The 25470-nt window shown below is 62.5% G+C and carries 23 protein-coding genes; 5 read left to right on the top strand and 18 right to left on the bottom strand.

Annotated features, from left to right (window positions below; all coding sequences use genetic code 11):
- The first annotated feature begins 35 nt into the window (after positions 1–35).
- Together galK and HRF45_01930 are read left to right on the top strand one after the other, a co-directional pair.
- Complete coding sequence (gene galK / locus HRF45_01925; protein MEP0765287.1) at positions 36–1190, top strand: galactokinase; 1155 nt, start codon at positions 36–38, stop codon at positions 1188–1190.
- Between the two features lie 433 nt (positions 1191–1623).
- Positions 1624–1899, top strand: coding sequence for a response regulator transcription factor (locus HRF45_01930; GenBank protein MEP0765288.1), 276 nt, complete (start codon positions 1624–1626; stop codon positions 1897–1899).
- A 191-nt stretch (positions 1900–2090) separates the two neighbouring features.
- On the opposite strand, the gene HRF45_01935 is transcribed toward HRF45_01930, so the two are convergent.
- From HRF45_01935 to HRF45_02015, 17 genes are all read right to left on the bottom strand, one after another.
- The gene (locus HRF45_01935) at positions 2091–3272 is read right to left on the bottom strand and encodes a hypothetical protein (GenBank protein MEP0765289.1); all 1182 of its coding nucleotides are present in this window, start codon (positions 3270–3272) and stop codon (positions 2091–2093) included.
- A 75-nt stretch (positions 3273–3347) separates the two neighbouring features.
- A complete protein-coding gene (locus tag HRF45_01940; GenBank protein MEP0765290.1) occupies positions 3348–4292 on the bottom strand; it encodes a hypothetical protein in 945 nt (314 codons plus the stop codon).
- Between the two features lie 42 nt (positions 4293–4334).
- The gene (locus tag HRF45_01945; protein ID MEP0765291.1) at positions 4335–5093 is read right to left on the bottom strand and encodes a hypothetical protein; all 759 of its coding nucleotides are present in this window, start codon (positions 5091–5093) and stop codon (positions 4335–4337) included.
- 350 nt (positions 5094–5443) lie between these two features.
- Complete coding sequence (locus tag HRF45_01950) at positions 5444–6151, bottom strand: hypothetical protein (GenBank protein ID MEP0765292.1); 708 nt, start codon at positions 6149–6151, stop codon at positions 5444–5446.
- Positions 6152–6361: 210 nt separating this feature from the next.
- A complete protein-coding gene (locus tag HRF45_01955; protein MEP0765293.1) occupies positions 6362–7273 on the bottom strand; it encodes an acetylxylan esterase in 912 nt (303 codons plus the stop codon).
- On the bottom strand, positions 7270–7509 hold the full coding sequence (locus tag HRF45_01960) for a FeS-binding protein (GenBank protein ID MEP0765294.1): 240 nt from the start codon (positions 7507–7509) through the stop codon (positions 7270–7272). The genes HRF45_01955 and HRF45_01960 overlap by 4 nt, the downstream gene beginning before the upstream one ends.
- 33 nt (positions 7510–7542) lie before the next feature.
- Positions 7543–8142 (bottom strand): nucleotidyltransferase family protein, encoded by a 600-nt coding sequence (locus HRF45_01965; protein ID MEP0765295.1) that lies wholly within the window; start codon positions 8140–8142, stop codon positions 7543–7545.
- Positions 8139–8630: a DinB family protein gene (locus tag HRF45_01970; protein MEP0765296.1), complete on the bottom strand. Its 492-nt coding sequence runs from the start codon at positions 8628–8630 to the stop codon at positions 8139–8141. Before HRF45_01970 ends, HRF45_01965 begins: the two co-directional genes overlap by 4 nt.
- Positions 8631–8759: 129 nt before the next feature.
- Positions 8760–9830, bottom strand: coding sequence for a GHMP kinase (locus HRF45_01975; GenBank protein MEP0765297.1), 1071 nt, complete (start codon positions 9828–9830; stop codon positions 8760–8762).
- Positions 9831–9832: 2 nt separating this feature from the next.
- Entirely contained in the window at positions 9833–10831 is a 999-nt protein-coding gene (locus HRF45_01980) for a hypothetical protein (GenBank protein MEP0765298.1), read from the bottom strand.
- An 8-nt stretch (positions 10832–10839) separates the two neighbouring features.
- Positions 10840–11901: a redox-regulated ATPase YchF gene (gene ychF / locus HRF45_01985; GenBank protein ID MEP0765299.1), complete on the bottom strand. Its 1062-nt coding sequence runs from the start codon at positions 11899–11901 to the stop codon at positions 10840–10842.
- Entirely contained in the window at positions 11898–12062 is a 165-nt protein-coding gene (locus HRF45_01990; GenBank protein ID MEP0765300.1) for a hypothetical protein, read from the bottom strand. Before HRF45_01990 ends, ychF begins: the two co-directional genes overlap by 4 nt.
- Positions 12059–14332: a DEAD/DEAH box helicase gene (locus tag HRF45_01995; GenBank protein MEP0765301.1), complete on the bottom strand. Its 2274-nt coding sequence runs from the start codon at positions 14330–14332 to the stop codon at positions 12059–12061. Before HRF45_01995 ends, HRF45_01990 begins: the two co-directional genes overlap by 4 nt.
- Positions 14333–14352: 20 nt before the next feature.
- Positions 14353–15186, bottom strand: coding sequence for a twin-arginine translocase subunit TatC (tatC, locus tag HRF45_02000; GenBank protein MEP0765302.1), 834 nt, complete (start codon positions 15184–15186; stop codon positions 14353–14355).
- 4 nt (positions 15187–15190) lie between these two features.
- Positions 15191–16585: a hypothetical protein gene (locus HRF45_02005; protein MEP0765303.1), complete on the bottom strand. Its 1395-nt coding sequence runs from the start codon at positions 16583–16585 to the stop codon at positions 15191–15193.
- Positions 16586–16725: 140 nt separating this feature from the next.
- Positions 16726–17376: an O-methyltransferase gene (locus HRF45_02010; protein MEP0765304.1), complete on the bottom strand. Its 651-nt coding sequence runs from the start codon at positions 17374–17376 to the stop codon at positions 16726–16728.
- 101 nt (positions 17377–17477) lie between these two features.
- Positions 17478–18245 (bottom strand): glucose 1-dehydrogenase, encoded by a 768-nt coding sequence (locus tag HRF45_02015; protein MEP0765305.1) that lies wholly within the window; start codon positions 18243–18245, stop codon positions 17478–17480.
- 59 nt (positions 18246–18304) lie between these two features.
- Between HRF45_02015 and HRF45_02020 the strand changes: the two genes are divergently transcribed.
- From HRF45_02020 to HRF45_02030, 3 genes are all read left to right on the top strand, one after another.
- A complete protein-coding gene (locus HRF45_02020; GenBank protein ID MEP0765306.1) occupies positions 18305–19210 on the top strand; it encodes a hypothetical protein in 906 nt (301 codons plus the stop codon).
- A gap of 220 nt (positions 19211–19430) precedes the next feature.
- Positions 19431–22697: a hypothetical protein gene (locus HRF45_02025; protein ID MEP0765307.1), complete on the top strand. Its 3267-nt coding sequence runs from the start codon at positions 19431–19433 to the stop codon at positions 22695–22697.
- Positions 22698–22833: 136 nt separating this feature from the next.
- A complete protein-coding gene (locus HRF45_02030; GenBank protein ID MEP0765308.1) occupies positions 22834–24261 on the top strand; it encodes a hypothetical protein in 1428 nt (475 codons plus the stop codon).
- Between the two features lie 49 nt (positions 24262–24310).
- Here the strand turns inward: HRF45_02030 and sucB are convergent, their stop codons facing one another.
- Positions 24311–25387, bottom strand: coding sequence for a dihydrolipoyllysine-residue succinyltransferase (sucB, locus tag HRF45_02035; protein MEP0765309.1), 1077 nt, complete (start codon positions 25385–25387; stop codon positions 24311–24313).
- Positions 25388–25470 lie beyond the last annotated feature (83 nt).

A 25470-nucleotide genomic window follows, 5' to 3' on the forward strand; every position in this document is an offset into this window, starting at 1 on the left:
ACCTGCACCTGCGTCGAATGGTGAGACCACCGACAATGGACCTCCAGCATCTTCGACAAGCATTTCGAGACCGATTCGGTCACGAACCCTCGCATTACGCTGCGGCGCCCGGCAGGGTGAACCTCATCGGCGAGCACACGGACTACAACGACGGTTTCGTGCTGCCTGCCGCGATAAACCGTTACGTTTACCTGGTGGCCGCTCCCACATCGGGGGTCACCTGCCGTCTCTACTCCGAAACCCTCGATGAAGAAGCCACGTTCTCCATGGCACGCCTCACACCCGGCTATCCCACCGGGTTTGCCCGCTACGCAGCCGGCATCGCCTGGGCACTCGAAGGAGCCGTAGGCCGCAGACTGACGGCTCTCGATGTCCTTGTCAGCAGCGACCTACCCCTCGAAGCTGGGGTCAGCTCTTCTGCCGCCTTCGAGGTCGCCTTCGCGACACTCTGGAACACCGTGGACAGCCTCGGCCTGAGCCCCATTCGGCTCGCCCAACTGGCCCAACAGTCCGAGAACGAGTACGTCGGCCTGAACTGCGGCATCATGGACCAACTCGCGTCCGCCTGTGGCAAGCACGGTCACTGCCTCCTAGTCGACACGCGTAGCCTGGAGGTCCGTCCGGTTCGCATTCCGCCCGACCTCGCCATCGTGGTTTGCGATACAGGCAAAGCCCGGGGGCTGACGGAATCGGCCTACAACGAGCGCTGGCAGCAGTGCAGGGAGGCTGCAGCCGCCCTGGGGGTCCCAGCCCTCCGAGACGCCGATGAAGGCCTCCTGGAACGGCACAAGGTCTCCATGGGCGACGTCGTATACCGCCGGGCAAGACACGTGATCACCGAAAACGAGCGGGTGGGCCGTTTCGTCGAGGCTTTGGAGTGCTCCGACCGGGCGCGCGTTGGCATGCTCATGGCGGCCTCACACGCATCCCTGCGCGATGACTACGAGGTGAGCTGCCCGGAACTGGACGCCATGGTGGCAGCCGCTAAAGTGGCCCCCGGTTGTGTGGGCGTCAGAATGACCGGAGCCGGCTTTGGGGGCTGCTGCGTGGCACTCGTGGACCAGAACGCTACGGAACCATTCGTCGAAACGACACAAACCGGCTACTCATCTCGTTTTAACTTACAAGCAAAGTTCCTAGTGTGCGGAGCTTCCGAAGGCGCCAAAGCCCAGACGCTGCACGACGAGTAGCGACCGCACCCCGGCCGAGAGGGACTGTGCAGGCGGACTTCGGCCCCGAATCGCCCGTCTCGGCTGATCTTACTGTTTTTCTTCAGCGCGGGCCGCCGACTCAGAGGAGAGGATCGGTGTGTTTCGCATGGGTAGAACTTCAGGCTGCAATTCTTTTGCTGGCCGATTCGGGCCCGGACTACCGCTATGGCACAAGCGCTGTCGAGCCGACAATCTTGCTTGGCACACCACCGTGCATGGGGCGTCCCTAGGCTACCGGGAACCTGTCCCCCGTCGGTGTCGTCTGACCAACGGCACTGGTAACGATACGGACCGGCAGTCGGAGGGAAAGTAAATGCGCCAGGCAAGTGCAAATCTCGTCTCAAAACAGTGCCGGGGTGTGGAAAGAGAAAGCGGGGCGGCGTTACTCGAACGTCACAGCGAGGGGTGGTCTATGGCAATGCCCACAACGAACAGAAGCGAACAGACGCAGCGGCCGGTAAGGCTGACGAAGCGGGAGATCGAGGTGCTGAGCCTGATCGCGCAAGGCATGTCCAGCAAGGAAGTTGCGGACACGCTTTTCGTGAGCAAGCGAACGGTTGATTTTCACCTGGCCAACATCTACGATAAGCTCCAGGTCAACAACCGGGTCCAGGCGTTCCGAATGGCGACACGGCTCGGGCTCATTCCTTTCGAACCCCAGTTCAGCCAGGCGGGCGGCGAGTCCTAAGGCTCAGAGCAGTATCCGAACGCGCGGGGCCTTGCCATCGGCAAGGCCCCGTTTCGCATGTCGCCACTGCCGGAGCCGAAGCGGCACCGGGCGTTCGAGAACTTAGTGCACGGCTCCGGAGCCCGGGTCGGCACTCCGGTGAGCCCGGCGGCGCGGCCGAAGGAGCGCCCATGTCCCTACGACGGCAACGACTAGCCCCCAGCCGCCTGGCTCCGGGACGGGGGTGGAGAGGTAGATGGACCAACCGGTACCGGGGGCAGCCACCGTCCACAGCACCTGCCCCGCATTGTTGAGCGCGAGGGGGCGAGAGTTAATGAAGCCAGTGTCGCCCCGTAGAGGTCTGCCGTCAGGTTGAAGTCGTTGATGTAGACGTAGTGGTAGATGTAGCCGCCTATCTGGTGCACCCGCTGCCACAGCACGTCGGCGCGGTCGTTCAGACCGTAGGGAATTGGGGTGTCCATTGGCTGGAGTACGCTGTTCAGCGGCAGGTAGTAGTCGTCGAGCCAGAGTCCTACGATGACGGCAGGGATGCCACCAGACCACAGGACTCTACCAGGCTCGTTGATGAACACTCCGGTGAAGCTCCCGGTCCCTTGCGAGCCCATCGCGGACACGGTAAGGTCTACGTCACCTTTGAAGACATGGTTGCTGTAATCGTTCGGGGCCTTCGCGCCAACCCATGCGACCTCTCCTCTGTCGTTCACGTCCACCCAACGGTACTGGCTGTCCATCGCATTACGCCAGTCGTATTCCCCTAGGTCATACTGGCGGCTAACGGGATTGCCGCCGATCCAGAGATCGATCTGCGAATGCCCTCGCTCTCTGCCATACCACACCGGAGTACCGTCCGACAGCACGTCCACGCTGTAGTCCCAGTACCCGTCCGACCACTGATTGGAGTAGTTCACACCGTCCACTACCACATACTGTCTGCCTGCTTCGCCGTTCGTCCACACCGCCTTACCGCTCTTGCTAAGATAGCCTCCTCCACTCCCCCAGCAGTAATCGGCCGACCATCCATCGTCAATTAGCTCGCCGTTCTTCACGTACCGCCTGGTATGGCAGGACTCGTCGTCCTTCCAAATCCCCTGAACCAGCCAGTCACCGCGGTCGTTCACACCATGGGGAAGGTACAACCTAACGTCGCCTATCTCCAACGGCAACCGTTGTCCGTTCAGTGACAGGACGACACCGCCCCTAGGATCAATCTGCACGAGGTAGTTGCCGTTGTCACTCAGCACACCGCGACCCGGAAACACCCCTCCCGACAACAGCTGAACATGTGTGCATTCAAGCGCGTGACAAGTGGACAGCGTACTCAGCGGGGCCAACGCAGTGCACAGCACGAATACCATAGCATGGGATACGCTCATCTTCGTTCTCCTTGACACGGTGAGTGGCAAACTCGACCCGCGGGAGCACGCGGCTCCCCGCGGGTCCTGGAAATGCTACGTACGACCCCTCAGCGCGTCATACAGCACGCTTTCGTGGCCGTAGAACGACGTCGTGTCCCACCCTCCAAAGAGCAGGATATCTACCGCGACGGGACCGGAAACCACGCCCAGTCTCCGCTTGAAGTAGTCGAAGAACGAGCCGTACGGAACGCTCCATGCCGGGGCTTTCAGGGCCTGTGGCCACTGGGTGAACACCGGGGACTTGCCCTCGTTCCAACACACATCCACGTCGGCGGGCTCAGAGACGGTCGCGATGTGGGGGCCCTCGCCTGAATCCTTGTGCCCCCAGCCGTACTGCCGGTCGGACTGATGCCACGGCTCGATGAAGTCGTGGTACACCCATCCGCCCACCTTGAACTCCGGCATGCCTGACTGCGGCCACGTCGGGAAGTAGTGATCCAGCACAACGTCCCGGTACGGAGTCGAGTAGTCGAACCAGCGGTTCCGGGTCCATCGGGTGTCCGAGGAGAGGCCGGTAGGAAGCTGGTCGTAGGTAGGGTCTTGTGGGCCGAGGGTGCCCCCGTCAATTGGGGACTGGTACCTAGTATTCTGCATCGCGTAGATTGCGGGGACGTACGTGGTGCGGCTCCCGGTGATGCCGAGTGCCGGATGCAGCCGTTGGGGCAGTGCGATGCCGTCGTGTAGGTAATCATGCACGAACGCGGGGTCGCCGGCTCCCTGGATCCAGGGAGTGACGCTCAGCCCCGGAAACGAGGGCGCCTGGTAGAGGAGCGCAAGTCCCGCGTTGACGGTGCCTCCGCCCAGCGTGCACAGCATGTCGTCGGACAGCTTGCCGAGCTCGTGGTAGCGGAGGTTGCGGTAGGCTTCCATGCGTGCGGGCTCCACTTGGGTGATCCACCAGTGGCGTCGGGCGAAGCGGTGCGGAAGCTGCTGGTTCTCGGGATCGAACGGGACGCTACCATCGAGGTCCATGTACAACGCCCACGTCTTCTCGTCGTAGGACCAGTCGGATTGCTGCCACTACTTGGCGGAGGTGATCGGATAAGTCCCGTCCCAGATGTTCCCCATGTTGGGGTGCATCAAAAGACAGGTTCGCGTGCGCTCGCTCATCGTGAGTCCGATGTTCTGCACCGAGGCGGTCGGAAGATAGCTGCTTCCCGCCATGAACGGCCGAAGGCTTTGTCCAAGGTCCTCCACGATCTCCAGGATGCGGCGGGAGCGCACGTGGGGGTGGAGAGGGTTGTAGCCCGCGTTCATGTGCCCGGGGCTCGGGTAGTCACTCCTGGACCCGGCGCCGCAGGCCAGGTGACCGTCTCTCGCGACCTGGAAGCGGGTGACGTCGAGGGTTGGGTTGCCGATCACATCGCCGGGGTCCCAGCCATTGAGCCATTCAGACTTGTCCTCTCCCTGTAGGAAGAAGTTCGGGTAGTTCAGGTAGTCCAGCTCCGCGGTGCCGCGGAAGTCCACGACCGGCAGGAACCTGAGCTTATCGCCCAGAAGCCGGAGTGCGGCATTCCCGTTGACGGAGACAACCGGACAGCCAACGGTTTGGTAGTCGTCTACGAACTCGATCTTCCCGAACATGGGGGCCCGGCCAGGCGCGGCTGTGCCTTGCCTAGTCGCGAATGAGGGCTCTAGCGTTGGACCCGATTCGGTGAAGTCCCAGTGCACTTGGCGCGAAAACGGTGTGGCTGGGACCTCGTGGGGGTCGGGTTCGGTGGGTTCGATCTCCTGCGCGCTAGCGAGGGCAGGCAGGAAAATCAGTCCTACCCCCCCCATCCGGTAATCAATGTAACAAATACATGCTTCATTTCTGCACGCTCCTCTTCTGGAGCCGCTCTCATCCTACAGCCTTCTGAGGCTCCAGGCACCTGCAAAGATACCAGATGTGGAGAGGATCTCCGCCTAATCTGAGGGGGCAGAATCCAGAAGACGTTACATACCCAGCAACTGATCCGAGGCTAAACCAGTAATAATACTGTCACCATCATGTGAATTTGCTATCCCGCCGATGCACATTCCGGCTCAACCACTCGAACGTCGCGCTACACCCAACAATTGGCCAAACGGGGCCTTGCCGACGGCAAGGCCCCGTTTCGCATCGCATGCGGCAGGCGCCGCAAGAGAGGCTACTTCTTGGTCCTTCGGCGCAGGAAGAGAAGCAGACCGGGCACCAGCGCAGCCATCGTCGCAGGCTCGGGCACGATCTCGAGGCTCGCGCAGTCGGCATAGCCGTACAGAACTGCTCCCGCCATCCGAAGCGGGTCGTCCCTGAACATCAGCTCGAATAGCACGTAGCGGGTCCCCACCGGCAGAACGCCACTGGCGCTGACCATTTCCCAAGTCGCCGCATTGTTGTCCAGCACGAATGCGCCGCTTCCAAAGGCGAGGTTGTAGGTGCCCCATGCCCCGCTCGGATCTGTGGAGTAGTGCACGTTGACCGCGACTTCGGCCGGACCGGGCGGAACGGGCAGATGCGCGTTGAAGATGGCACTGCCTGTCGCCACGGCGAGGCCCGCATCAATCAGAGTCGAGTAGGCCGTAACATCCACGAACTGCCAGTTCTGGCTCCAAGTGAGCCCATCGTCCCACGCACGCAGCATCGCGTTGCCCTCGAAAGGCGATACGCCGTCACCCTGAAGCCCGTAGACGATGTCGGCAGCCTCCACGCCCCACTGGCCCACCGTTCCAGGCAAGCCACCAGCGAGGAACCCGATGGAAGCAAGCGGATTGGAGCTAGTCTCGAAGCAAGGATCCACGAGCAAGTTCTGCCCGAACGATACTGCGGCAACGCACGACATCGAGGCGGCAATCGCAGTCTTAGTAAATCGGTTCACCGTTGAAAACCCCCAAATCTCGTTGAGATTAGTTTCCTATCCGGTGAGGGTGTACAAACCAGTCCAAAGCATCTCGGCTAGGGCGCGGGAGTCTGCCCCGCCTCAACCTGGGCGGGGTCCGATCAGCCTACACCGAAGAGGGATGGATTGTAACAGAAAGCCGGTACTTTGTCAAGCATGGCTAAATAGGTTCCGAGGGAGGCGGGCGGCCTAGATGCAGGCACGCAGCCAGGCAACGTTGTTTGCCGGCATCTCCGGGTGCCAGTCGTGCCCCAGGCCCTCATACTCGATGAGCCGCTTGGGCTCCGGCAGGGCTGCATGAATGGCCTGTACCGTATTCGGCGGGCAGGCGGGGTCTTTCGAGCCATAGCTCACTTGCACCGGGCATCTCGCCCGTGTGGCCATGTTCACCGTGTCGTAGTAGGAGAGTGTGGACAAAACGGTCTCCATCCCCAGGGCACGCGCATCGGCGAAGTCCTTCATCTCCTTGTAGGGGTAGCGATAGGCCGCCTTCCGAATGGTCCACGGCATAGCTGCGAGAAAGGGCAGATCGGCACACGCCGCTCGCACCCGGTCAGAGAGAGCGGCAAGCATAATCGCCAAGCCCCCGCCCTGACTCAAGCCGGCGCAGCAAAGCTTCTCCGGGATCACCTCGGGCTGCACCGCCAGAATGTCTAGGCCGCGCAACGCATCCAGGACCACTGTCCGGTACACCCAGGTATCAGGTCCCTCCAAACCTCGAGCCAGGTATCCCTTCTCCGGCACGTACGGCTCCTCGTGAAATGCCGGCAACCCATGCAGGTTGAATGACATGCTCACGAAGCCTGGGTAGCACGAGTATCTGTCCGGTGCGTGCGACTCGTTGCCATAGGCTGGCAACCAGAGGAAGGCGGGAGCGGGAAGTCGCACACCATCGGGGATCGCGATCCAACCGTGCAGCAGCCCGCCGGCGTCACCCTTGAAATCAATGCGCTCGATGCGGTGCCCCGGAATGTCATCCTCGGGGTCGTGCTCACGGATGTAGGCCGGTGGCCTGTGTGTCCGCGCTGCTAGCACCCCCTCCCAGAACTCGTCGAAGTCCTCCGGGGGATAAGGCGGGAGCAAAGGCGGCGCTTGGGTCATTCAGAGACGGAACGCTGAACCGGGTCCACGTGGAGCCCGGTGGTGTGAAGCCAGGCGGTGGCCCGCTGCACGTCCTCCAAAGCGCCTTCTAGCTCGATCTCGACCCAACCCGAGTCGCGGTCAATGTGCGCCCTGAGAATATTCACCTTGACATCGAACTGCTGGCTGAGGCTCCAGAGCCACGGCTTGCGGGCCTGCTCGCCCACGGCAACCAGCTTCATCTCGACTTTGGTCATCCGATGCACCTACCCTCGAAGGTTGGATTGTACCTACCGCTCCGCAGCGTCGCCCGAAACGGTCCCGGGAGGCTGCCCGACGTCCTCCGGCGTGTCAATGTCGCGAAGCACGCCGGGGTCGCCAGTCTCAACCTCCCCGACCGTGACATCTTCGTGCCGCAGCAAGTCGCTCAGCCGCTCCGCTGCCTCCAGCACTCGGAGCGCCGGACCTCGCGGGATCAGTATCGGGTGTCCTCGCCTTCCACCGCAACACGCGACCAGCACGTCGTCGGGTGCCTTCCTCGAGGCCGCGAGCAATTCTCGCACCGTGTCGGGTCTGAAGAAGGGGATGTCCACAGGATGTACCAGCCACCTCGCGACCACAGTCTCCTCCGAGCGGACACCCGTTCGCACACTGGATATCATGCCTCGGTCGGGCTCGTGGTTGAGCACGATCTCGGCCCGCGAGTGAAGCAGTAGAGGGGCGACCACATCCGCATGGTGCCCCAGCACCACGCGTACCACATCACAGCCGCCTTCGTATAACTTGGAGACCACCGCCTGGACCACCGTGGAGCCCTCGAAGGGGAGGGCCGCCTTGGCAGTACCCATTCGCGACGAGCGTCCGGCGGCGAGCACGACTCCTAGCGTCAACCGCGCTCTCCCTCGATGAGGCAACGGATGTATCGAATCTGCCCGGCGTGATAAAGCGCGTGCTCGATTAGCATGTCGAAGAAGCCCTCCGCCGACATCTTCTTGCCTCCCCAGGTAGTCACCCTCCGTCCCAGATCGTCGTCTTTCAGATTTGCGAGTGTGCGGAGCGACTCGTTGGCACCACGCTGCAGCAGTCGGCGTGCCGCATCCAGCGTGCCTTCCCGAACCTCGGGCAGCGCGAGTGCCTGGCCCCAGTCCAGGCTACCGTCTCCGAATGCAATGGAGTGCTGCACGAGCATGTCGGCGGCGACGTGGACGACGATCTCGCGGATGCTGCCTTTGGACCATGGGAAGCCTTTGTAGCGCGCGGGAATCCACTCGGCATCCGCGTCACTGAGCCCGCGCAGGGCAGCGGCCAGGCTGTGCCACTCGCTCTTGTGAAGTGCGGCATCCAGTGACCGCGTCAGCTTGTCCGTGAGTGTGCCCATCTCCCCTCCTGAACCCGCGCAACCACCCTTCGCGACCTCGCCACTCCACCCTGCCGCCAGGCCCCCTCCGTGGTTTCGCCGCCCCGGCGATGAAACCAGAACCGGCGGTACGCCGGAACCACCACCCGCCTACTCGGGCTGCACGTCGTCCATGCGAGCCACCTCGACGTACCACGGCGTGCCACCGGCGGATCGCATGGCCCTCATCACGGGCTCTTCCCTGCCCGGTGCCAGCACGAACAAGCACCCGCCGCCGCCCGAACCATTCACCTTGCCGCCCACCGCGCCCGTAGCAAGAGCGGCATCCAGGATGGCATCTATCCGGTCCGTGGAGACACCGAGCCTGCGAAGCTGCTCATGGTGAGCGGTCAGCAGCCTTCCGAGAATGGCCGGTGAAGCTCCCTCTTCGAGTGCCTGCAACCCACGCGGGGTGAGGTCGCGGCTGATCCACTGGCACTCGAGTAGGTCGCGCTCTTGTATGCTCAGATCGTCCGTCAGCCGCCGCATCTCCTCGATAGGAGTGGATGCGATGTCCAGGTGCGGTGCCAACGCACGCGCCTTCTGGAGGGCATCGGTAAAGTGCTTGCGGGCCGTCGCCAGTGTCTCGATGGTCGCCTTCGGCTGCCCCGAATGGCACAGGATGATGCCTTCGATGTCCGCCTTCAGGGGCCTGCAGGCGAAAGGCGGGCGCGTATCCACCCAGATCACCCCACCATAGGACGCGGCGAAATGGTCCATCATGCCACCCGGTTCGCAGAACTCGGTCACCTCCGCCGCGTGCCCCAAGCGCGCCAGTTCTCCCGGCTTCCATCCCCGCGCATCCCCGGCAGCACGAAGCAGGAACTTCATCCATGCCACCACGAGCGCCGAGCTGCTCGACACGCCGGCCTGCTGAGGGATGTCACCACTGATGCGCACCCGGTAGCCGCTCTGCCATCGAACCCCCTGCCTCAGCAGCACGTTCACGCACGAGGCCAAGTAGTCGCGCCCGCTCTCGTATGTGTTCTCTCGACTTAGCGACAGCGTCCGCGTGGTGCCCAGGTCGGGCAACTCAATCTCCAGCTCCTGGGCCAATCCCGGCTCGCCCGACACGAAGATGTAGCGAGTGATTGCCGCAGCCACCACTGGTAGCCCGAGGTAGTCCTGGTGCTCGCCGAACAGGCAGATGCGCCCGGGGGCCTTGACATCCAACCCGCCCATGCCTAACGCTGCTGTCTCGCGAACTCCTCGGCACGCACACGTGCGAGGCTGCCGTTGGAGAGCACGCACCGACTGCCGTCCGGGTGCGGGACCGAATCGTAGATGAGTGCGACCGTGTTGGGCGGACGCTTCTGCAGCGCCTGCACTCCTCCGTTCAGCGCTGCGAAGTTGATAGAATACGGCTTCTTCGTGATTGGGCACACCCAGAACTCGTCGCCCTGAAGCGGCCTGAACTCGAGCAGGTCCTTCTTTGCTGCCAGCGAGTCGGCAACCTCGGGCACCTTTTGGTCATGTCTCTGCGCGTACATGCCGATTGCGCGAGCCAGGTCGTTGATTGTGTCCAGACACTTGCGCGCCGGAGTCCCTGGCTCAGGCATCCGATACCTCGCCTCGGAATACACCCGCTTAGCCTCGTCAAAGGTTGAGATAGCGGCTTCGGGACGTCCGTTCTGGCCGAGCTTCAGCGAGACCACGAATCGAGTGCCGTCGGGATGGGGCTTCGCATCTGCGATGATGCCGGCGTACTTCTCCTTCTCCATAGCCTTCTGGTCCATGACCTGATATCGCTGACCGGTGATCGGACAGGCGAGGGCCTCTTTGCCCAATCGCTTCTCCAGCTCCACATTCACAATCTTGACGACGTCATCTACGGTCTTGGGCTTTGCGGCCTGGAGCACTGCCTGAGCCTCAGGAATGTGGCTGTATAGCTCCAACATGTGCTGTGCACACTGGGAGGACTGCTTGACCACGGCGGGATCGGGCGGACGGGTCACCGCTTCGATGGGGGTGGCTGTCTCGCCGTTCGCCTGCGGAGCACCGTTGGTTGCGGACCCCTCCGCAGCGGACTCAGCAGCACGTTCCATCGAAGGCCCCGCAGCTTGCGGTGCCGAAGGCCTCTTCTTGATGCGACGTCCCATCTCGTCGTATCCGGCCTCTTTGGGGATGCAGCCAGACAGCGCGAGAAGGACCACCAAAGCACCCGCCCACGCAATTCGTAGCACCGAGAACCTCATACCTTGAACCTCACGTGAATGATGTCACCGTCCTGCACGACGTACTCCTTACCCTGCAGCGTTGTCTTGCCCGCATGGTGCGCCGCATCCCATCCGCCACACTCGATCACCACGTCCACCGGCGCCACCTCGGCGCGGATAAAGCCCCGTGCGATGTCCGAATGGATGGTCGCGGCAGCATCATGCGCAGTCGAGCCCATGGGAAGCGCCCATGCTTTGGTCTCCTTGGGACCGGTGGTGTAGAAGGTGATTACGTGCAACGCTTCGTAGGCGGCTCGGATCAGGCGATCCGCGGCAGGTCTGCCCAACCCCAAATCGCTAAGGAACTCTTGTCGGTCCTGCTCATCTAGCACGGCGATCTCGGCTTCCAGTGTCGCGCACAGCGACACCACCGGCACACCACGCCGCGCAGCGTCTATCGTGAGCGCTGCATCGCAGTCTTCCGGGCGGGCGGCAGCCTGATCCTCGCCCACGTTCAGCGCGACGATCAGTGGTTTGACCGTGAGGAACTGAAAGCCCGAGATCAGCTTTCGCTCCTCGGCTTCTAACTCCAGACTGCGCAGCGTCCGACCTTGCTCCAACTCACCCTTCAGCCGCTGCAGAAGACGCTGTTCGTTGGACTCCGGCGAGCCCGAGATGTGCGTCTCGTGCTGCTTCTGAAGCCTCTCCAGCCGGTTCTCCACCAACTGCAGGTCTTCCAGCACCAGCTCGTCCTCCAGCCCACGATGGTCGCGCAAGGGGTCTGGTTCGGCGTGGTACGGGACCTGGTCGTTGCGGAATCCACGCACGACGTGAACCAGACAGTCCACTTTGCGCGCCGCGTCGAAAAAGTGTCGCTCGGTGCTTCGCGATTCACCGGGGCTGAAACGGCCGACGTTGTCGTGGAAGTACACATGTGCGGGCGAATGCTTCTTACTGCCGGTGACGTCGCAGAGTCGAACGAAGCGTTCATCGGGCACCGCGACCGCAGCCAAATCTCCGGAGTCGTGGCCCGCGGAAACAGCCCGAAAAAGCGTGGTTTTGCCAACCAACGGGAAGCCGACCAGTCCGACGTTCACCGGCCGTCACCGGCGGGAGCATCTACGAAGCGCACATCGAGCGGCGTCTGTAGGCGCTGCGCCGGCACCCACCACACCAGCCAGCCGACAAGTACAGCCGCCACGAACAGAACGGACGACACCCACCAGCCCCGCTTGAGCCTCGAACGACGCCTTCTCACCGACTCGGATTATAGCTTGCGCCCGAGCGCGAAAGCTGAAGCGATTCGAGAAGCGCGATGCCTGCCCGCTTGTCCAAATCCGCGTTCCGGTTTCCGCACCATGGCGTCAGTAGGCATGCAGGACACCCATCCCAGCACGGACAGCCTTCGACCACCCGAAGCGCCAGGTCCAGCCACTGCGGGAGCCGTCGGAACCCCGTCTCGCAGATGCCCACGCCTCCGGGGACATCGTCGAACAGAATCACCGTAGGCAGTCCGCTGCTGTGGTGCCCCATGGTCCAGGTGGAGCCGGTATCCCCCGGGTCGCATCCCACCAACACCGGAAGAGCGGTGGCCAAGGTGTGTTCCAGCGCGTGCAATCCCATGCCGAACTGGATCCGCTCCTTCTCATCATCCCCCGGCGGTCGGAGCGTCAGCCAGACTGCCAGCGTTTCGTATGACCGCTCGGGGAGATCCAAAGGTTCGAAACCGAGGAAGTGCTCGGTCAGCAACGCGCGCATGGAGTAGCCTGTCACGACTTGCGTCACCCGAACGCTTCCGAAGGCGGCCACACCCTGTGGCATCTTGCGTTCAGCGACCTTCACCAAGAAGTCTATCACGGTCTCGGTGCGCGCTTCCGTGTAATAGGAGAGTTCGGTGCGCTTCGCCATGGCCGTCCGGGTCTCGATATCGAGCGACTCGATGAGGTACTGCTCTCCCCGATGCAAGTAGGTCGCGCCTTCGTGTGCAACCTGGAACGCCCGATTCTCCTCCACGGTGCCGAGCCTGCGATACGTGTCGGCATCGACGATCTCGTAGACTGCGCCCGAGGCACTACGGATGTCCACGTCGGCAGCGGGCGTGTGCAGGTCAGGGCAGAAATACCTCCCAGCACGGTACTCCAGCGATCCATTCTCCACCAGTCCGTTCAGCACCGCCTTTGCGTTCGGGCCGAACATCGCGACCTCCGACTCGTCCATCGGGCGCTCGAAGACCGCACAACGAAGTTGATGCTCCAGCACATAGCGATTGCCAGGGTTGATGTTGGCTTGCTCATGCCTTGCATCCAGAAGTGCCGATGGCTCACGGACCAGGTGCTGTTCTAGGGGGTCATTGTGTGCCACGAAGAAGACAGCGGACGGCTCCGTCCCCCTGCCCGCGCGACCGGCCTGTTGCCAAACGCTCGACACGCTGCCCGGATACCCGTTGATGACAGCCGCATCCAGCCCTCCCACGTCAATCCCTAGCTCGAGCGCGTTGGTGGCGACAACCCCGAGCAGCTCGCCGCCGAACAGCCTACGCTCGATGTCGCGCCGCTCCTCGGCAGTGTAGCCCCCCCGATACGACTCCAACATGCCTACCAGCTTGGGTGCATCCTCGGCGAGGTGGCTGCGGGCGTAGCGCAGCAGCAGCTCCGTGGTCACGCGGGCTCTAGCGAATCCGATGCTGCGGATCCCGTGCTCTACGAGGTAGGCGATGAGCCTCGCAGCATCCAAGTTCGGTGACCTGCGCTCGCCCGAAGAGCCGATCACCTGCGGATTCCAGATAACGAAGCTCTTGGGGCCTGTAGGCGACCCGTCTTCGGCGATCACCTCGCACTCCCGTCCAAGAAGCGCCTCGGCTAGCTCACCTGGATTGCCGATGGTTGCAGAGCATGCCACTACTTGAGGTGAAGGGACACCTAGACTAACGCACAGCCGAAACAGCCGACGTAGAATGTTAGCGACGTGCGAGCCGAATATGCCGCGGTACACGTGCATTTCATCGAGCACCACGAACCGGAGTCCCCGAAGGAACTTGAGCCAGACTTGGTAGTTCGGCAAGATGCCGATGTGCAGCATGTCCGGATTCGTGAGGATGATGCCTGCGTTGGAGCGAATGGTGCTGCGCTGCTCCTTCGGTGTGTCACCGTCATAGGTCGCGGCTCGCACTCCCGTACTGTGCAACATGGCGTGCAGTTTCCCCAACTGGTCCTGCGCGAGCGCCTTGGTCGGGAATAGGTACAGGGCGCGCGCACCCTGCTCTCGTACCAGCCGGTCCAGCACCGGCAAGTTGTAGCAGAGGGTCTTGCCGCTCGCCGTACCCGTCACTACGACAACGTCCCTACCCTCCGAGGCTAAGTCCCACGCGCGACGCTGGTGGGAATAAAGCTGCTCAATTCCTTGTCTCTCGATGGCTTTGCGTACAGGCTCCGCCAGGCTGTCCGGAATTGGCAGAGTCCTCGCCTTCCGGGCCGGGATCTGCACACAGTGCTGAATGCAGGAAGCGACCGACGGTTCGGACCGCAACATCTCTAGGAACTCGGTTACGGTCACTGCTGAGCCGTTAGGGCCGCGCGGGCGGCGCGCCTGCGATCCCTTACGGATAGCAGGCGGATCACACCACCGCTTCCGAAGTAGAGCAGGCTTAACGGGATAAACAACACCATCATCGAGAACGCGTCGCCGCTCGGTGTGAGAATCATCGAGGCGAAGGCGATGCCCACCAGGGCATGCCTCCAGTAGCGCCACACGATCTCCTCCGTGATGACGCCGAGCCGCGCCAGCCCAACCAAGAGGACCGGCAGCTGGAACCCGGCACCGAACGCAATGAACATCTTCACGACGAAGAACACGTAGGCCTTCGGGTCTTGATACAGCTTCGCGTCAGCGAAGTCCTCCAGGAAGCGAAGGAAGAACTTGAACGCCGCCGGCAGCACGTACCACGCCAGCGCAACGCCCAAGAAGAACAACACTACCGATATCGGGGCTATTGTCCGAACGATCCGCCGCTCGCCGCGCGTGAGACCCGGCGCAACGAAACCCCAGACTTGCAGTGCCAGAAACGGGGCAACCAGCACCAGACCCATCACCAGGCCGAGTTGGAAACGCAGGAAGAAGGGCGCTGCGAAGTTGCTGAAGACGATTTCGACGCCCTTACCGTGCTTGGCATACTCCAACAGGGGTGCCGCCAGCGCCTCATACACGAACGGCTCCACCGCGTAGCCTATGACCCAGCCCAGAGCGACAGCGATCAATGAGTTGATGATGCGCGTTCGCAACTCGTCGAGGTGCTCGACAATGGTACCGCGCTTCTCCTCGGGATCCGGCAGAGCTTCTTCGGACGGCGCTTGCCCCGAACCCGCGCCCGGTTCAGCGTCCGTCACTGGACTAGTTCCTGAGCACCATCTGCACGCGCATCCGCACGCGCAGTCTGCCGTCGCCCATCCCAGCCAGTCCGCCGCCGGTCATCTCCGCACCACCTGCTCCGCCGGGCCCCATCGCGGCGGGACCGATCATCCCGGGTCCCGGCCCAGGCGGACCGTAGTCCTCGTCCTCGCCACGAGGACCGATGCCTACGGTCGGGCCTCGCGTTCCCCGCGTTCCGCCACGTGTTCCGCGTGGTCCCGCCGGAGCCTCGCCGCCGGTCATGCCCGCACTGGTCGTGCCCTGAACCGTCATCACCAGGTCGCTCTTGACTACCGTGCCGATGTCCATCGCGAACCACACGTCCTGCACCACGGACACCTGAGCATCCGGAACGGCAGTGCCTTTGATTGTTACAGCCTTCTGGTCCGTCAGCTTTCCGACTGCGAACTCGTAGCGGATGTGAGCGCAGGGCCGATTCTGCTCCCACTCGAACCCAACGAGCGTTGCCTTTGTCGGTATCTCCGCCACGGTCGCGACGGTGTTTCGGTTACCGTGGTAGTCACCCGGGATCTCGGTTCGTGCAGACCAAGTGCCACCTTGTTCCTGAGGCTCGGCCGGAAGGATCGGCAGGGGCAGAAGCACGAGATGTCCAGCACTACTGCCCGAGGTGCCCAAAGGATCGGCGTAGCCCGGGCTCGACATGTACACGCGGCGACCGAACGGGTTGAGCTCCAGGAACACGGAGTTGAGTTGGTCGTCCGTCACCACGTCGAAGCCGCCACCAGGTCGCTGGAAAACAATGGTCCCCGACTCGTCGAGCAAGGGACGAGCCCTCAACAGTCCATTACCGTTGGGATAGACGTTGTAGATGCTGTATTCGAGCGGGAATCGGTCTTCGAGAACAATCTGCTCTGCTGCCGTGGCGCCCCGCTGCTCCTCCTCTAGCGAAATGGAGAGCATCGAGAGCGTCGCCTTGACGTCGTACACCCACGACGTATTCGGGCGATACCGGTACTTCAGCACCGCCCCTGCCTTGGGCACCGTGATCTCCTGTTGATTGGCGATGGTGACGTTGACTTTGCTGCTGTCCATGACACCCGAAGGACCGTACAACACGACCTCGATGGTGCACGGCCCGTCCGGCAGACGCAGCTTCTTGGTGTCGAGCAGATACTCGTACACGTCCCCCTTGACATCGGGCAGCGTAGCCTCCAAGAAGCGCTTCTCCTTGCCATCGTCCACCCAGATGGACAGATAACCGCCTGGCGGGACGCTGTTCTTGGGCAGGTGAACCTTCACGACCTCACGGACTCTGGCCCCTTCGGCCGGTCGAATGATGGTGAACGGAGCCTGCGCGAGGACCCCAGCTGCAAGCGTGCAGAGCAGCGCTACTGAGAGGATGCGATACGCTTTCACTACGTCTCCCTCCGGTGCTACCGAGTGCCGTCCATGCGCGGTAGCGGGCGTCTTTTGTCCGCCCGACAGATGCTACCTTGCCGTCGGCTGCAAGTCAAGCCAACACCAATGACGAACGAAGTCTCCAGACGGATCGGCGACTAGAGCCGCGATTCCGCGCCGTTGCCAAGCCTAAGCGAAACGGCAAGACCATCTCGCACCGACAGGATGGTGGTCAACAGCTCGGGGTCGTCGTAGGCCGCCCGGTTGTACTCGAGGATTGCCTCCGTTGCCTTGTCGGATGGTGGATGGGCCACCGCTCCGGACCACAGCACGTTGTCCGTAATGATCAGCCCCCCGACACGAACCCTCTCTTTGGCCAGCCGCAACGCCTCTGGATATCCCTGCTTGTCCACATCAATCAGTATCACGTCGAAGGGACCGTCGTACCTGCGGACCGTCTCCAGTGCATCTCCCACCTCGAACACCACACGGTCGGCAAGGCCCGCGGCCCCGAGGAACTCCTTTGCTTTTCGGCTGTTCTCTTCGCTATTATCCGTATGCACCACCCGGCCATCGGGACCCACCGCCATCGCGAACCAGAAGGCGGAGTAGCCGTAGCCCGACCCCATCTCGAACACCTGCTTTGCCCCCACCATCATCGCGTACTGATAGAGAAGGCGACCGCACAGCGGGCCGATGATCGGGAAGTTCTTCTCTGCAGCATATGCTTCCATCTCTCGAAGCACTGGATGGCGGCTGGGAGCCAGCGAGCGCATATAATGCTCGACAGCCGAATCGACGATTTGCATAGCTAAGTATCGCCCCCCTTCTGGCGCTAGAGTACCTTCTGCGGTCCTCCGTACTATAGGATTGTCGGAGCGCGTTGCAGGCTATTCCACCGATGTGCAGCTTAAGCGTCTGGTGGTAGGACCCCGGCGTTCATCACGTTTCGCCCTCCGTCCAGGATGATCTGCGCTCCTGACATAAACTCGCTCTCATCGGAGGCCAAATAGACCGCAAGCCAGGCAACGTCCTCGGGAGTCCCCAGTCGCTTGACCGTCTGTGCCCGGATCTGACGTTCGAACACCGCCTCGGGGTTCGTCTCGGTACGATAGGTAAGCGGGGTTACGATGAAGCCGGGCAGGACCGCGTTGACGCGAATCCCGAGAGGGCCGAAGTCGCACGCCCAGCCCGCAGTCATTCCCAGCAACCCTCCCTTCGCGGCCCCGTATGGGAATGTGCCGGGGAGGGTACGCAGCGGCTGGGTCGAGGCGATGTTGAGGATACTGCCCCCCTCCGTCATGAGAGGCACGAGAGCTTGGACGCAGATCCACGCACCCTTCATGTCTAGGTCTATGCACGCCTGCCACGTGGCATCGTCTGCATTCAACGGGTCGCAGAAGAAGTTCGTGCCTGCGTTGTTCACCAGAACGTGCAGAACCCCGAACTCAGCGCGCACCGCTTCGGCCATCTCGTACACGCTCGCACGCTGGGTCACGTCGGTGCGCACGAAACGCACTCGGCTACCCAGTTCCGCCGCAGCCTGCTTGCCCGTTTCCGGGTCGATCTCGGCGATGAATACCTGCGCGCCTTCTGCGACGAACCGCTCCGCGATGGCGCGACCGATGCCCGATCCGGCTCCGGTGACCACCGCAACCTTTCCCTTCAACCTGTTCATACCCGTTCGATTCCCCTCCCTGGCATATCGTCCCTGCGAGAAGGCGTTACACTAGAGCCATGCCGCAGGAAGGTACACGACGTGCAGTCTTCGACATCGGGTCTAGCTCGGTGCTGCTCCTGGTAGCGGAGTTCCGCGGGGGCCAGTGGCACCGCGTGGTCGAGCGGTGCGTGGTGACACACCTGGGAGAAGGCTTGGCCGAGACGGACGCTCTTTCCGAGGCGGCGATGGAGCGCACGACACAGGCATGCACGACGCTCCTACAGGAGGCACTTGTGTTGGAGCCGGAGATTGTGTCGGCGGTGGGGACGATGGCGCTGCGCATCGCTTCGAACTCCCACGAGATGCTCGATCGCCTGGCACGCATCGGCCTGGAGGTGCGGGTTCTTCAACCACGCGAGGAGGGTCGCCTGAGCTACCTCTCCGTGTCTCGCGACCCTCTGCTTGCCGGACCGATGGGCGCAGTGGTCGACATCGGTGGTGCCAGCACCGAGATCTGCAGTGTCTCGGCGGAGTACAGCTACCCGATTGGCGCCTCAATGCTCGCGGCCGGCCTTCTGGGCTCCGGCCCCTGCCCCGGGCGCCTGGTACATGCTGCTGGCGAGGCTGCGGATGTGCTCTTCGCTTCCGAGCCTCCTGGCCAGGCATCCCCGATCGCGACTGTAGGTTCGACCGGGGTCAACCTGGCCTCCATTTCGCGGGGTGTCGGGTTCGACCCTGACGCGGTCCATGGCTGGGTCCTCGCCCTGGAGCACGTGCAACGGCTTCGAAAGATGCTGTGCGACATGAGCGCCGACGAGCGAGCCACGATACCGGGGCTCGAAGCTGGTCGAGAAGTCGCCATCCACGCTGGAGCACTCATCCTAGAGCGAGCCATGGCTGCGCTTGGAGCACTCGAGGTTCAGGTCTCATCCCGAGGTCTTCGATGGGCTCTGCTGGACGGACTGGCCGAATCGGGAAGATAAGTGAAGAATCTCAGCACAAATGCGTTGCACAACGGCGGGATTCCGCGTAGAATGGACTTGATTAGGCACGGCACTTGCCCGCTTTGGCAGCGTGTCGACCGGTAGTCCCTCGAGGGAGCGATCGGAGACTGCGGCTCGCGCACCTCGCGACGTGATTGCGGCTATGGCCGCCATGACGGGCTTTGCGGCTCGCTTGCGTTGTACGTAGGATGATGACTCGATGAGCTGTTTGCTGCGCAATTCGTTTGTCGGCCTTTCGTCGCTGTTGCTAGCTTTGGCAAGCTCGGGCCAATCGCCCGCGGAAGTTCGGTTCCTGGACGAGATCGACAGCACGTTCCGCTACTTCGAGACCCGGTGGGACGAGTTGAATGGCTGGTGCTACGAGACGATCCCCACCATCGCCTCTCGCCAGGCTGCGGGGTGGGCGTCCACGACTTTCCCGGGCAGCAGTGTGTCTTATGCCCATGACTCGGTAGACGACTTCCAGTATGCGAGCCGCCCGTCGAACACGGCTTGGCAGGGGGGCGAAGGGGAGTCGCACTGGGAATACACCCTCGATATCCAGCAGAGCAAAGCGATACTTCTGGGCCTCGCCTACCTCGGTTTCACTGCTGATGGGCTCTGGGACGTCACACTCGAATGCTCGGAAGACGGCTCCACGTGGGCTCCAGTGACACACGAGCGGTTCGTCGGACAGGCGGATACTAACCACTATGCGGTGGTTCGCTTCTGGCGCTCCCAGGGGATCACCGGACGGTATTGGCGCCTCACGATCGACACGACAGCAACTCCCGGCCCAGGCGTGCGACCGCAGATATGGGACATCGCACTGTACTCCGGTACATACCGGCCACTAACGATGCCGAGCGCGCATTATGCGATGGCCATAGCCGTCAAGCACCTGTACGGCCGTGCGACCCCGACGGAAATCGTTCGCGCGCAGCGAATCTGCGAAAACCTGATGGCAACTCCGCCGCAGGTAGGCATTACCTGGTACGTCACCTTCGACGGGAGCAACACCTACGAGCACCCGCTCTTCTCAACGTCCATCATGGAGGCGGTGGCAGTCTGCTACCTGTATCTTCCCCTGGACATCGTTACGCGCAGCAAGATCTACAACCAAGCCCCATTCATCTATTGGAGCGGCTACAACCTGAACGGGCACTCCGAGAAGTATATCTGGGCACCAGCCATTGCCTATTGGCTACACCGCATCCGCGGCGACTATTGGTACCCGCGCCACTACACGAATGCTCTGAAACTGCATCTCGACCTGTTCGACACCGGCGGGATTGACGCAACGATGACACCGGACTTCAAACACCGGTACGAGAAGAAGCCCGACGACCAGACGGTGTTCAACTGGGGGATGCAGGAGTACTGGCACAACCTCTACGCGCTCTCCTTCTACGACTCTATGCTGGCCGCAGGTGGCGAGGCGTTCAGCAGTACGCAGAGAGAACGCTACCAGGCGTGGCAGCAGGCCGTGTTGGGAACGTACGCGCTATGCGGCCTCTCGAACATAGATAGCGTCTGGGGCGTGGCGAGGGGACATTCCTGTCAGTACATCGAGTGGGCAGCTAAGGGACTGCTCGGCATGATCAAGGGTGCAACGCTCAATCGCTTCCCTGACGACGCAAAGACTGCCCGTGCGATCCTAGAGAACTACATCGAGCACCGTCACTACATGGATACTTGGGACGGGGACGAAGAGGACGGAGCTCTACCTATCGAGCCTCTCGAGACTCGCTCGCGAAGCTATGAGATCATCTCGGAGTATGTCAATCTGAACAAGCTCACCGCTGCGGGCATCTACCTCTCGACCATATCACTGGCGCTGCTGCAAGGTGTGCCGGACATGCCCTCCCATACGGAGACGGGGCTTGCGCGGTGGTTCTGGAACCGCAAGCATCTACTGGTCAATACGGATTACTACAGCTCCGGCATATTAGGCTCGCGCAGGGTCGGCAGCGGGCCGGCTGTGTTCGATTACGTCGGCGTACACCCGACCCGCATCATGGACCGATTCTACCGGCCCCTCATCAACTACCGAGGGGGTACGACACAAGCCGATCTGCCCGGGTTCGACTTCCGTCTCGTCTCGGGGGGATCGGTTCTCGCGACCACTCGGTCCGAAACGCCGGACGTGCTGGAGATCGTGCAGAGTCCGTGGGACCTCTCGGACATCGGCAACTATGACACACGCCCGCTCGACCCACGTTTCAATGCGCTTGTTACGAATGGCGTCGTCACTGGGGGACCCTTCACGAGCACTGCCAAGGTATCGTTCTTCCGACGCGTGCTGCGGGACGAGAGGACCATATCGCGCAACGGCACTGGCCCTTCGAGCGCGGACGCATACATGCCCTTCGTGCTGAACAAGGGCATGGTTTCGCAAGTGCGTGACTTGTCGGGCGCAGTTCTCACCCTGTACGATGGCGTGATTGCACGCCCCGACCCGATACCATTGGCGGACGTTCGGTACATCCACAACTTCTACCCGCCCTCATCCACGATGCCCGGGACCGGTATCTGCATCATCCCGCTCCACGGCGAGATGCAGGACTTCACGGGAGCTGCGCCGACCATCACACTCGGGGAGTTTGCCAGCAACTATTCGCACAACGGCACCCTCATGACACAGGAGACGAGCCGAAACGTGCTCAGAGTGAACCTGCTTCAGGGCGAAGCGGTGCCGCCCGAGCTTCGGTGGAGAGCCTTCTATGCCATCACCGACGGGACGGACGAAGGGGCGAGGCGAGCGGCCGAGTTCTACTCCGGTGCATCGTGGCGCGATGCCTTCGACTCGGAAGGGCTCCCGTTGGTGCCGGGCATCGAGAGGGTTGCGTTCAACGGCCTGGTACTCGGGGGCATGCTCCAGAACACACCCGAGTGGAACTCGTCGGTGTGGAGCGTGGAAGTGGTCGCCGGCCCGCACCTGGACGTGACGTATCTCGGGCCTAGCTCGCTCAGGTTGCAGGCCCAGAGCCCCACAGTCGCAACCATCCAGCGTCTAGGGCTGGCGGCTGGCCATGCCTTCGCGGTGCGCCTGGAAGACCGCGTCAGTCACGACGTGAGATTCGCGGGTTGCGTGCCCTCTGGGCCGACGGGTAACTTGGTGATCCCGGTCACCCTAGGGCTGGGGGACGACCTCCTTCTGAACTTCGTACCCTACGAGGAACCGGTCGCCCGCGACGACAGGTACTTCATCTCGCTCGGGTCTACTCTCATCGTCTCGGCCGACAATGGGGTGCTGAAGAACGACACCGTCATGAAGGGTTACGGTCAGAGCGTGGAGCTCGTGTCTGCACCCCGGTACGCTGCAGAGTTCGAGCTCCATCCCGATGGCTCGTTCACTTACCGATCTAACACGCTGCGAGGAGACTCTTTCACCTATCGAATCAGCAACTGCGGCGCGGGCAGCAACGTGGCGACGGTGTCGCTGCCGATGATCAACGTTGCTGTGCCGATCCTTCGCGGGCGATAGCGAGGGCATAGGTCTCGCGGTCCCTTGCCGAAGCACTCGCTGTCTCAGACCCGGCAACCCACGTGCGCCCGCCGCTCGTTCTCTAGTATCCTCTGTAGGTGTTGCGGATTCGCCTTTGAGAGAGAGGAGATGGGCTATGAAGCGGTTCATCGGACTGTATCGAGTGGCTTCTGCCGTGGCTGTTTTCGTCGGAGCCGCTGTCGGCTGGGCAGACGCGAACAGTGTTACGCTCGTGTCGCGAACCTCGGACGGTAAGCCGTTGAGTGCGCCGGTTACGGCTGTGGCGATCAGCCGGGATGGCAGCATTGTCGCATTCGCGTCGAAAGCGGTCAACCTGGGTGCAGAAGCGAAGGGGGCTGCCGGCGTATACGTTTACACTCGTGCCGACGGCCGCCTGGTGGCGGCTACTTCACCGAGCCTGGGACCCGACGTGAAGGGGCTGGCGCTGGACCCAGACGGTCGCCACATCGCGATCGTAACGGCATCCGGCGAGGTGTTTCTGTACGATCGCGCCGCCAAGACCACGACACCCATCGCGCTCAATGAGCCTGGGCCCATGGGTCCGTGCTCCGGAGAGATCGCAGTGAGCGCAGATGCGAGGTTCGTTGCCATGACTGCTCCTTCCACGTCACAGGACCCTCCTGGGCGAACGCAGGTGTGGCTGCTAGATCGGTCCTCGAGCAGCGTCTCGGCCATCTCGTTGGCAGAAAGCGGCGCTCCCGGCGGGGCGTCCAGTGTAGTAGCCGGGATCACTCCCGACGGCAGATACGTTCTGTTCCTCAGCGACGCGAAGGACCTGCATGGGGCGCCGGGCAACGGTCTTCGCCAAGCCTACCGCTATGACCGAGAGCGCAGGAGCATCGAGATGGTGTCCCTCGGTGCAGACGGAAAGCCCGCGAGAAAGGACTGCAACGCCGCTGCCATCTCGGACGACGGCTCCGTTGTCGCCTTTGTCAGCGCAGACGACGCACTGGTCAGCGGAGACTCCAACAAGGCGCCGGATGTGTTCGTTCGGGACCTTCGTTCCAAGAAGACCGAGCGGTTCACCACTATGCCCGAGGGCGTAGAACCTAACAGCGTGGCGATATCGGGGGACGGCAACCGTGTGTTCTTCCTGTCGTCCTCATCAGCGCTGCCAGGGACCGGCGGGGCTCGGGCTGCGAACGTCTTTTGCTACTCCCGTGCCGACAAGACCACCCGATGCGTGTCCGCGACTCCGGCGGGTGTGCGCGCGGGCGGCAAGTGTGCATCCCCGGTGACGGACGCGACCGGGAAGGTGTGCGCGTTCCTCAGTGGCGCGCGGAACCTCGGAGCTGGCGGGGTGGCGGGCGTGTTCGCTGCCGAACTGTCGCCCACCGTGGACGTGGGGAAGCCAGTGGTCGGCGACAAGGAACTGCGACAGCGTCTGGACCTGAACGGCGACGGTAAGCTGGACCAGCTCGACGTTGACGCGCTGGTGAAGCAGATCGGCAAAGGCGACCTGCGCTATGACCTGAACGGCGACGGCGCGGTGGACCTCCGCGACCTCAACTTGCTCCTGCAGAACCTCGACTCGCAGACGTAACTCTGCCGTCACGCCAGATTGGTTCATTGCCGAGACAAAGACAGCGCGGTCAGACCTCGACTAGGATGCGGGTCGGGTCCTCTACGCACTCTTTGATACGGCGCAGAAAGGTCACCGCTTCGCGGCCGTCCACGATTCGGTGGTCGTACGTCAGTGCGACGTACATCATCGGGCGGATCACCACTTGGCCATCGCGTGCGACCGGTCGGTCCTGGATCGCGTGCATTCCAAGCACACCCACTTGCGGAGGGTTGACAATCGGCGTGGACATGAGCGAGCCGAACACGCCGCCGTTGCTGATGGTGAAGGTGCCGCCCTCCAGCTCCTCCAGCTCGATGCGGTTCTCGCGCGCGCGCAGCGCGAAGTCCTCGATCACCTTCTCCGTCTCCGCAAAGCTGAGCCTCTCCGCGCCGCGGATGACCGGCACGACCAGCCCCTTGCCACTGCTCACCGCAATGCCGATGTCGTAGTAGTTCTTGTACACGATGTCGGTCCCGCGGATCTCCGCGTTGAGCTGCGGGAACAGCTTCAGCGCCTCGATGGCGCCCTTCACGAAGAAGGACATGATGCCGAGGCGCACGCCATGCTTCTTTTCGAAGGTCTCCCGATAGCGCGCGCGAAGGGCCATCACCGCCGACATGTCCACCTCGTTGAAGGTAGTGAGAAGTGCGGCCGTGTGCTGGGACTCGACGAGCCGCTCAGCAATCCTGCGACGGATAGGCGTCATCGGCACGACTTCCTCGAGCCGGCCGGCAAGCTCTTGCGTGGGAGCCACGGGGGTTGGCTTGGATGGCTCCGGCTTCTTCTCCTCGACCACGGATGCGATGGGCTCGGGTGCCTTCGGCTGCTTGCCGCCTTTCTTCGGCTTGCCGTCGCCCACCTCAACGGCCGCTTCTTCTATTACACCGATGGTCTCTCCCACGGCGGCGGTCTCGCCGGGGGCCTTCGCGTGCTTTGCCACGCGACCCGACACCGGCGCGGGCAACTCCAGCGTGGCCTTGTCCGTTTCGAGCTCGACTACTGCCTCGTCCTTCTGCACCATCTCGCCTTCGGCTCGCAACCACTTGGCGATTGTCACCTCGGTGATCGACTCGCCGACCTCCGGAACCACTAGTTCAACCGACATATCGACTCCTTTGGGTTGTTGCCAGGACTCGATTGTGGCACCAGCCGGGCAGAGCACGCCCGCCTCCAACAATCATGCCACAA

The sequence above is a fragment of the Fimbriimonadia bacterium genome, assembly GCA_039961735.1.
In the GTDB taxonomy this organism is placed as follows: Bacteria; Armatimonadota; Fimbriimonadia; order Fimbriimonadales; family JABRVX01; genus JABRVX01.

What these genes read in the sequence shown, in the direction of transcription:
- galK (MEP0765287.1), top strand. Translation starts at nt 36, where the DNA reads ATGGACCTCCAGCATCTTCGACAAGCATTTCGAGACCGATTCGGTCAC.
- HRF45_01930 (MEP0765288.1), top strand. Translation starts at nt 1,624, where the DNA reads ATGGCAATGCCCACAACGAACAGAAGCGAACAGACGCAGCGGCCGGTA.
- HRF45_01935 (MEP0765289.1), bottom strand. Translation starts at nt 3,272, where the DNA reads ATGAGCGTATCCCATGCTATGGTATTCGTGCTGTGCACTGCGTTGGCC.
- HRF45_01945 (MEP0765291.1), bottom strand. Translation starts at nt 5,093, where the DNA reads ATGGGGGGGGTAGGACTGATTTTCCTGCCTGCCCTCGCTAGCGCGCAG.
- HRF45_01955 (MEP0765293.1), bottom strand. Translation starts at nt 7,273, where the DNA reads ATGACCCAAGCGCCGCCTTTGCTCCCGCCTTATCCCCCGGAGGACTTC.
- HRF45_01960 (MEP0765294.1), bottom strand. Translation starts at nt 7,509, where the DNA reads ATGACCAAAGTCGAGATGAAGCTGGTTGCCGTGGGCGAGCAGGCCCGC.
- HRF45_01970 (MEP0765296.1), bottom strand. Translation starts at nt 8,630, where the DNA reads ATGGGCACACTCACGGACAAGCTGACGCGGTCACTGGATGCCGCACTT.
- HRF45_01975 (MEP0765297.1), bottom strand. Translation starts at nt 9,830, where the DNA reads ATGGGCGGGTTGGATGTCAAGGCCCCCGGGCGCATCTGCCTGTTCGGC.
- HRF45_01995 (MEP0765301.1), bottom strand. Translation starts at nt 14,332, where the DNA reads ATGTTGCGGTCCGAACCGTCGGTCGCTTCCTGCATTCAGCACTGTGTG.
- HRF45_02010 (MEP0765304.1), bottom strand. Translation starts at nt 17,376, where the DNA reads ATGCAAATCGTCGATTCGGCTGTCGAGCATTATATGCGCTCGCTGGCT.
- HRF45_02015 (MEP0765305.1), bottom strand. Translation starts at nt 18,245, where the DNA reads ATGAACAGGTTGAAGGGAAAGGTTGCGGTGGTCACCGGAGCCGGATCG.
- HRF45_02020 (MEP0765306.1), top strand. Translation starts at nt 18,305, where the DNA reads ATGCCGCAGGAAGGTACACGACGTGCAGTCTTCGACATCGGGTCTAGC.
- HRF45_02025 (MEP0765307.1), top strand. Translation starts at nt 19,431, where the DNA reads ATGAGCTGTTTGCTGCGCAATTCGTTTGTCGGCCTTTCGTCGCTGTTG.
- HRF45_02030 (MEP0765308.1), top strand. Translation starts at nt 22,834, where the DNA reads ATGAAGCGGTTCATCGGACTGTATCGAGTGGCTTCTGCCGTGGCTGTT.
- sucB (MEP0765309.1), bottom strand. Translation starts at nt 25,387, where the DNA reads ATGTCGGTTGAACTAGTGGTTCCGGAGGTCGGCGAGTCGATCACCGAG.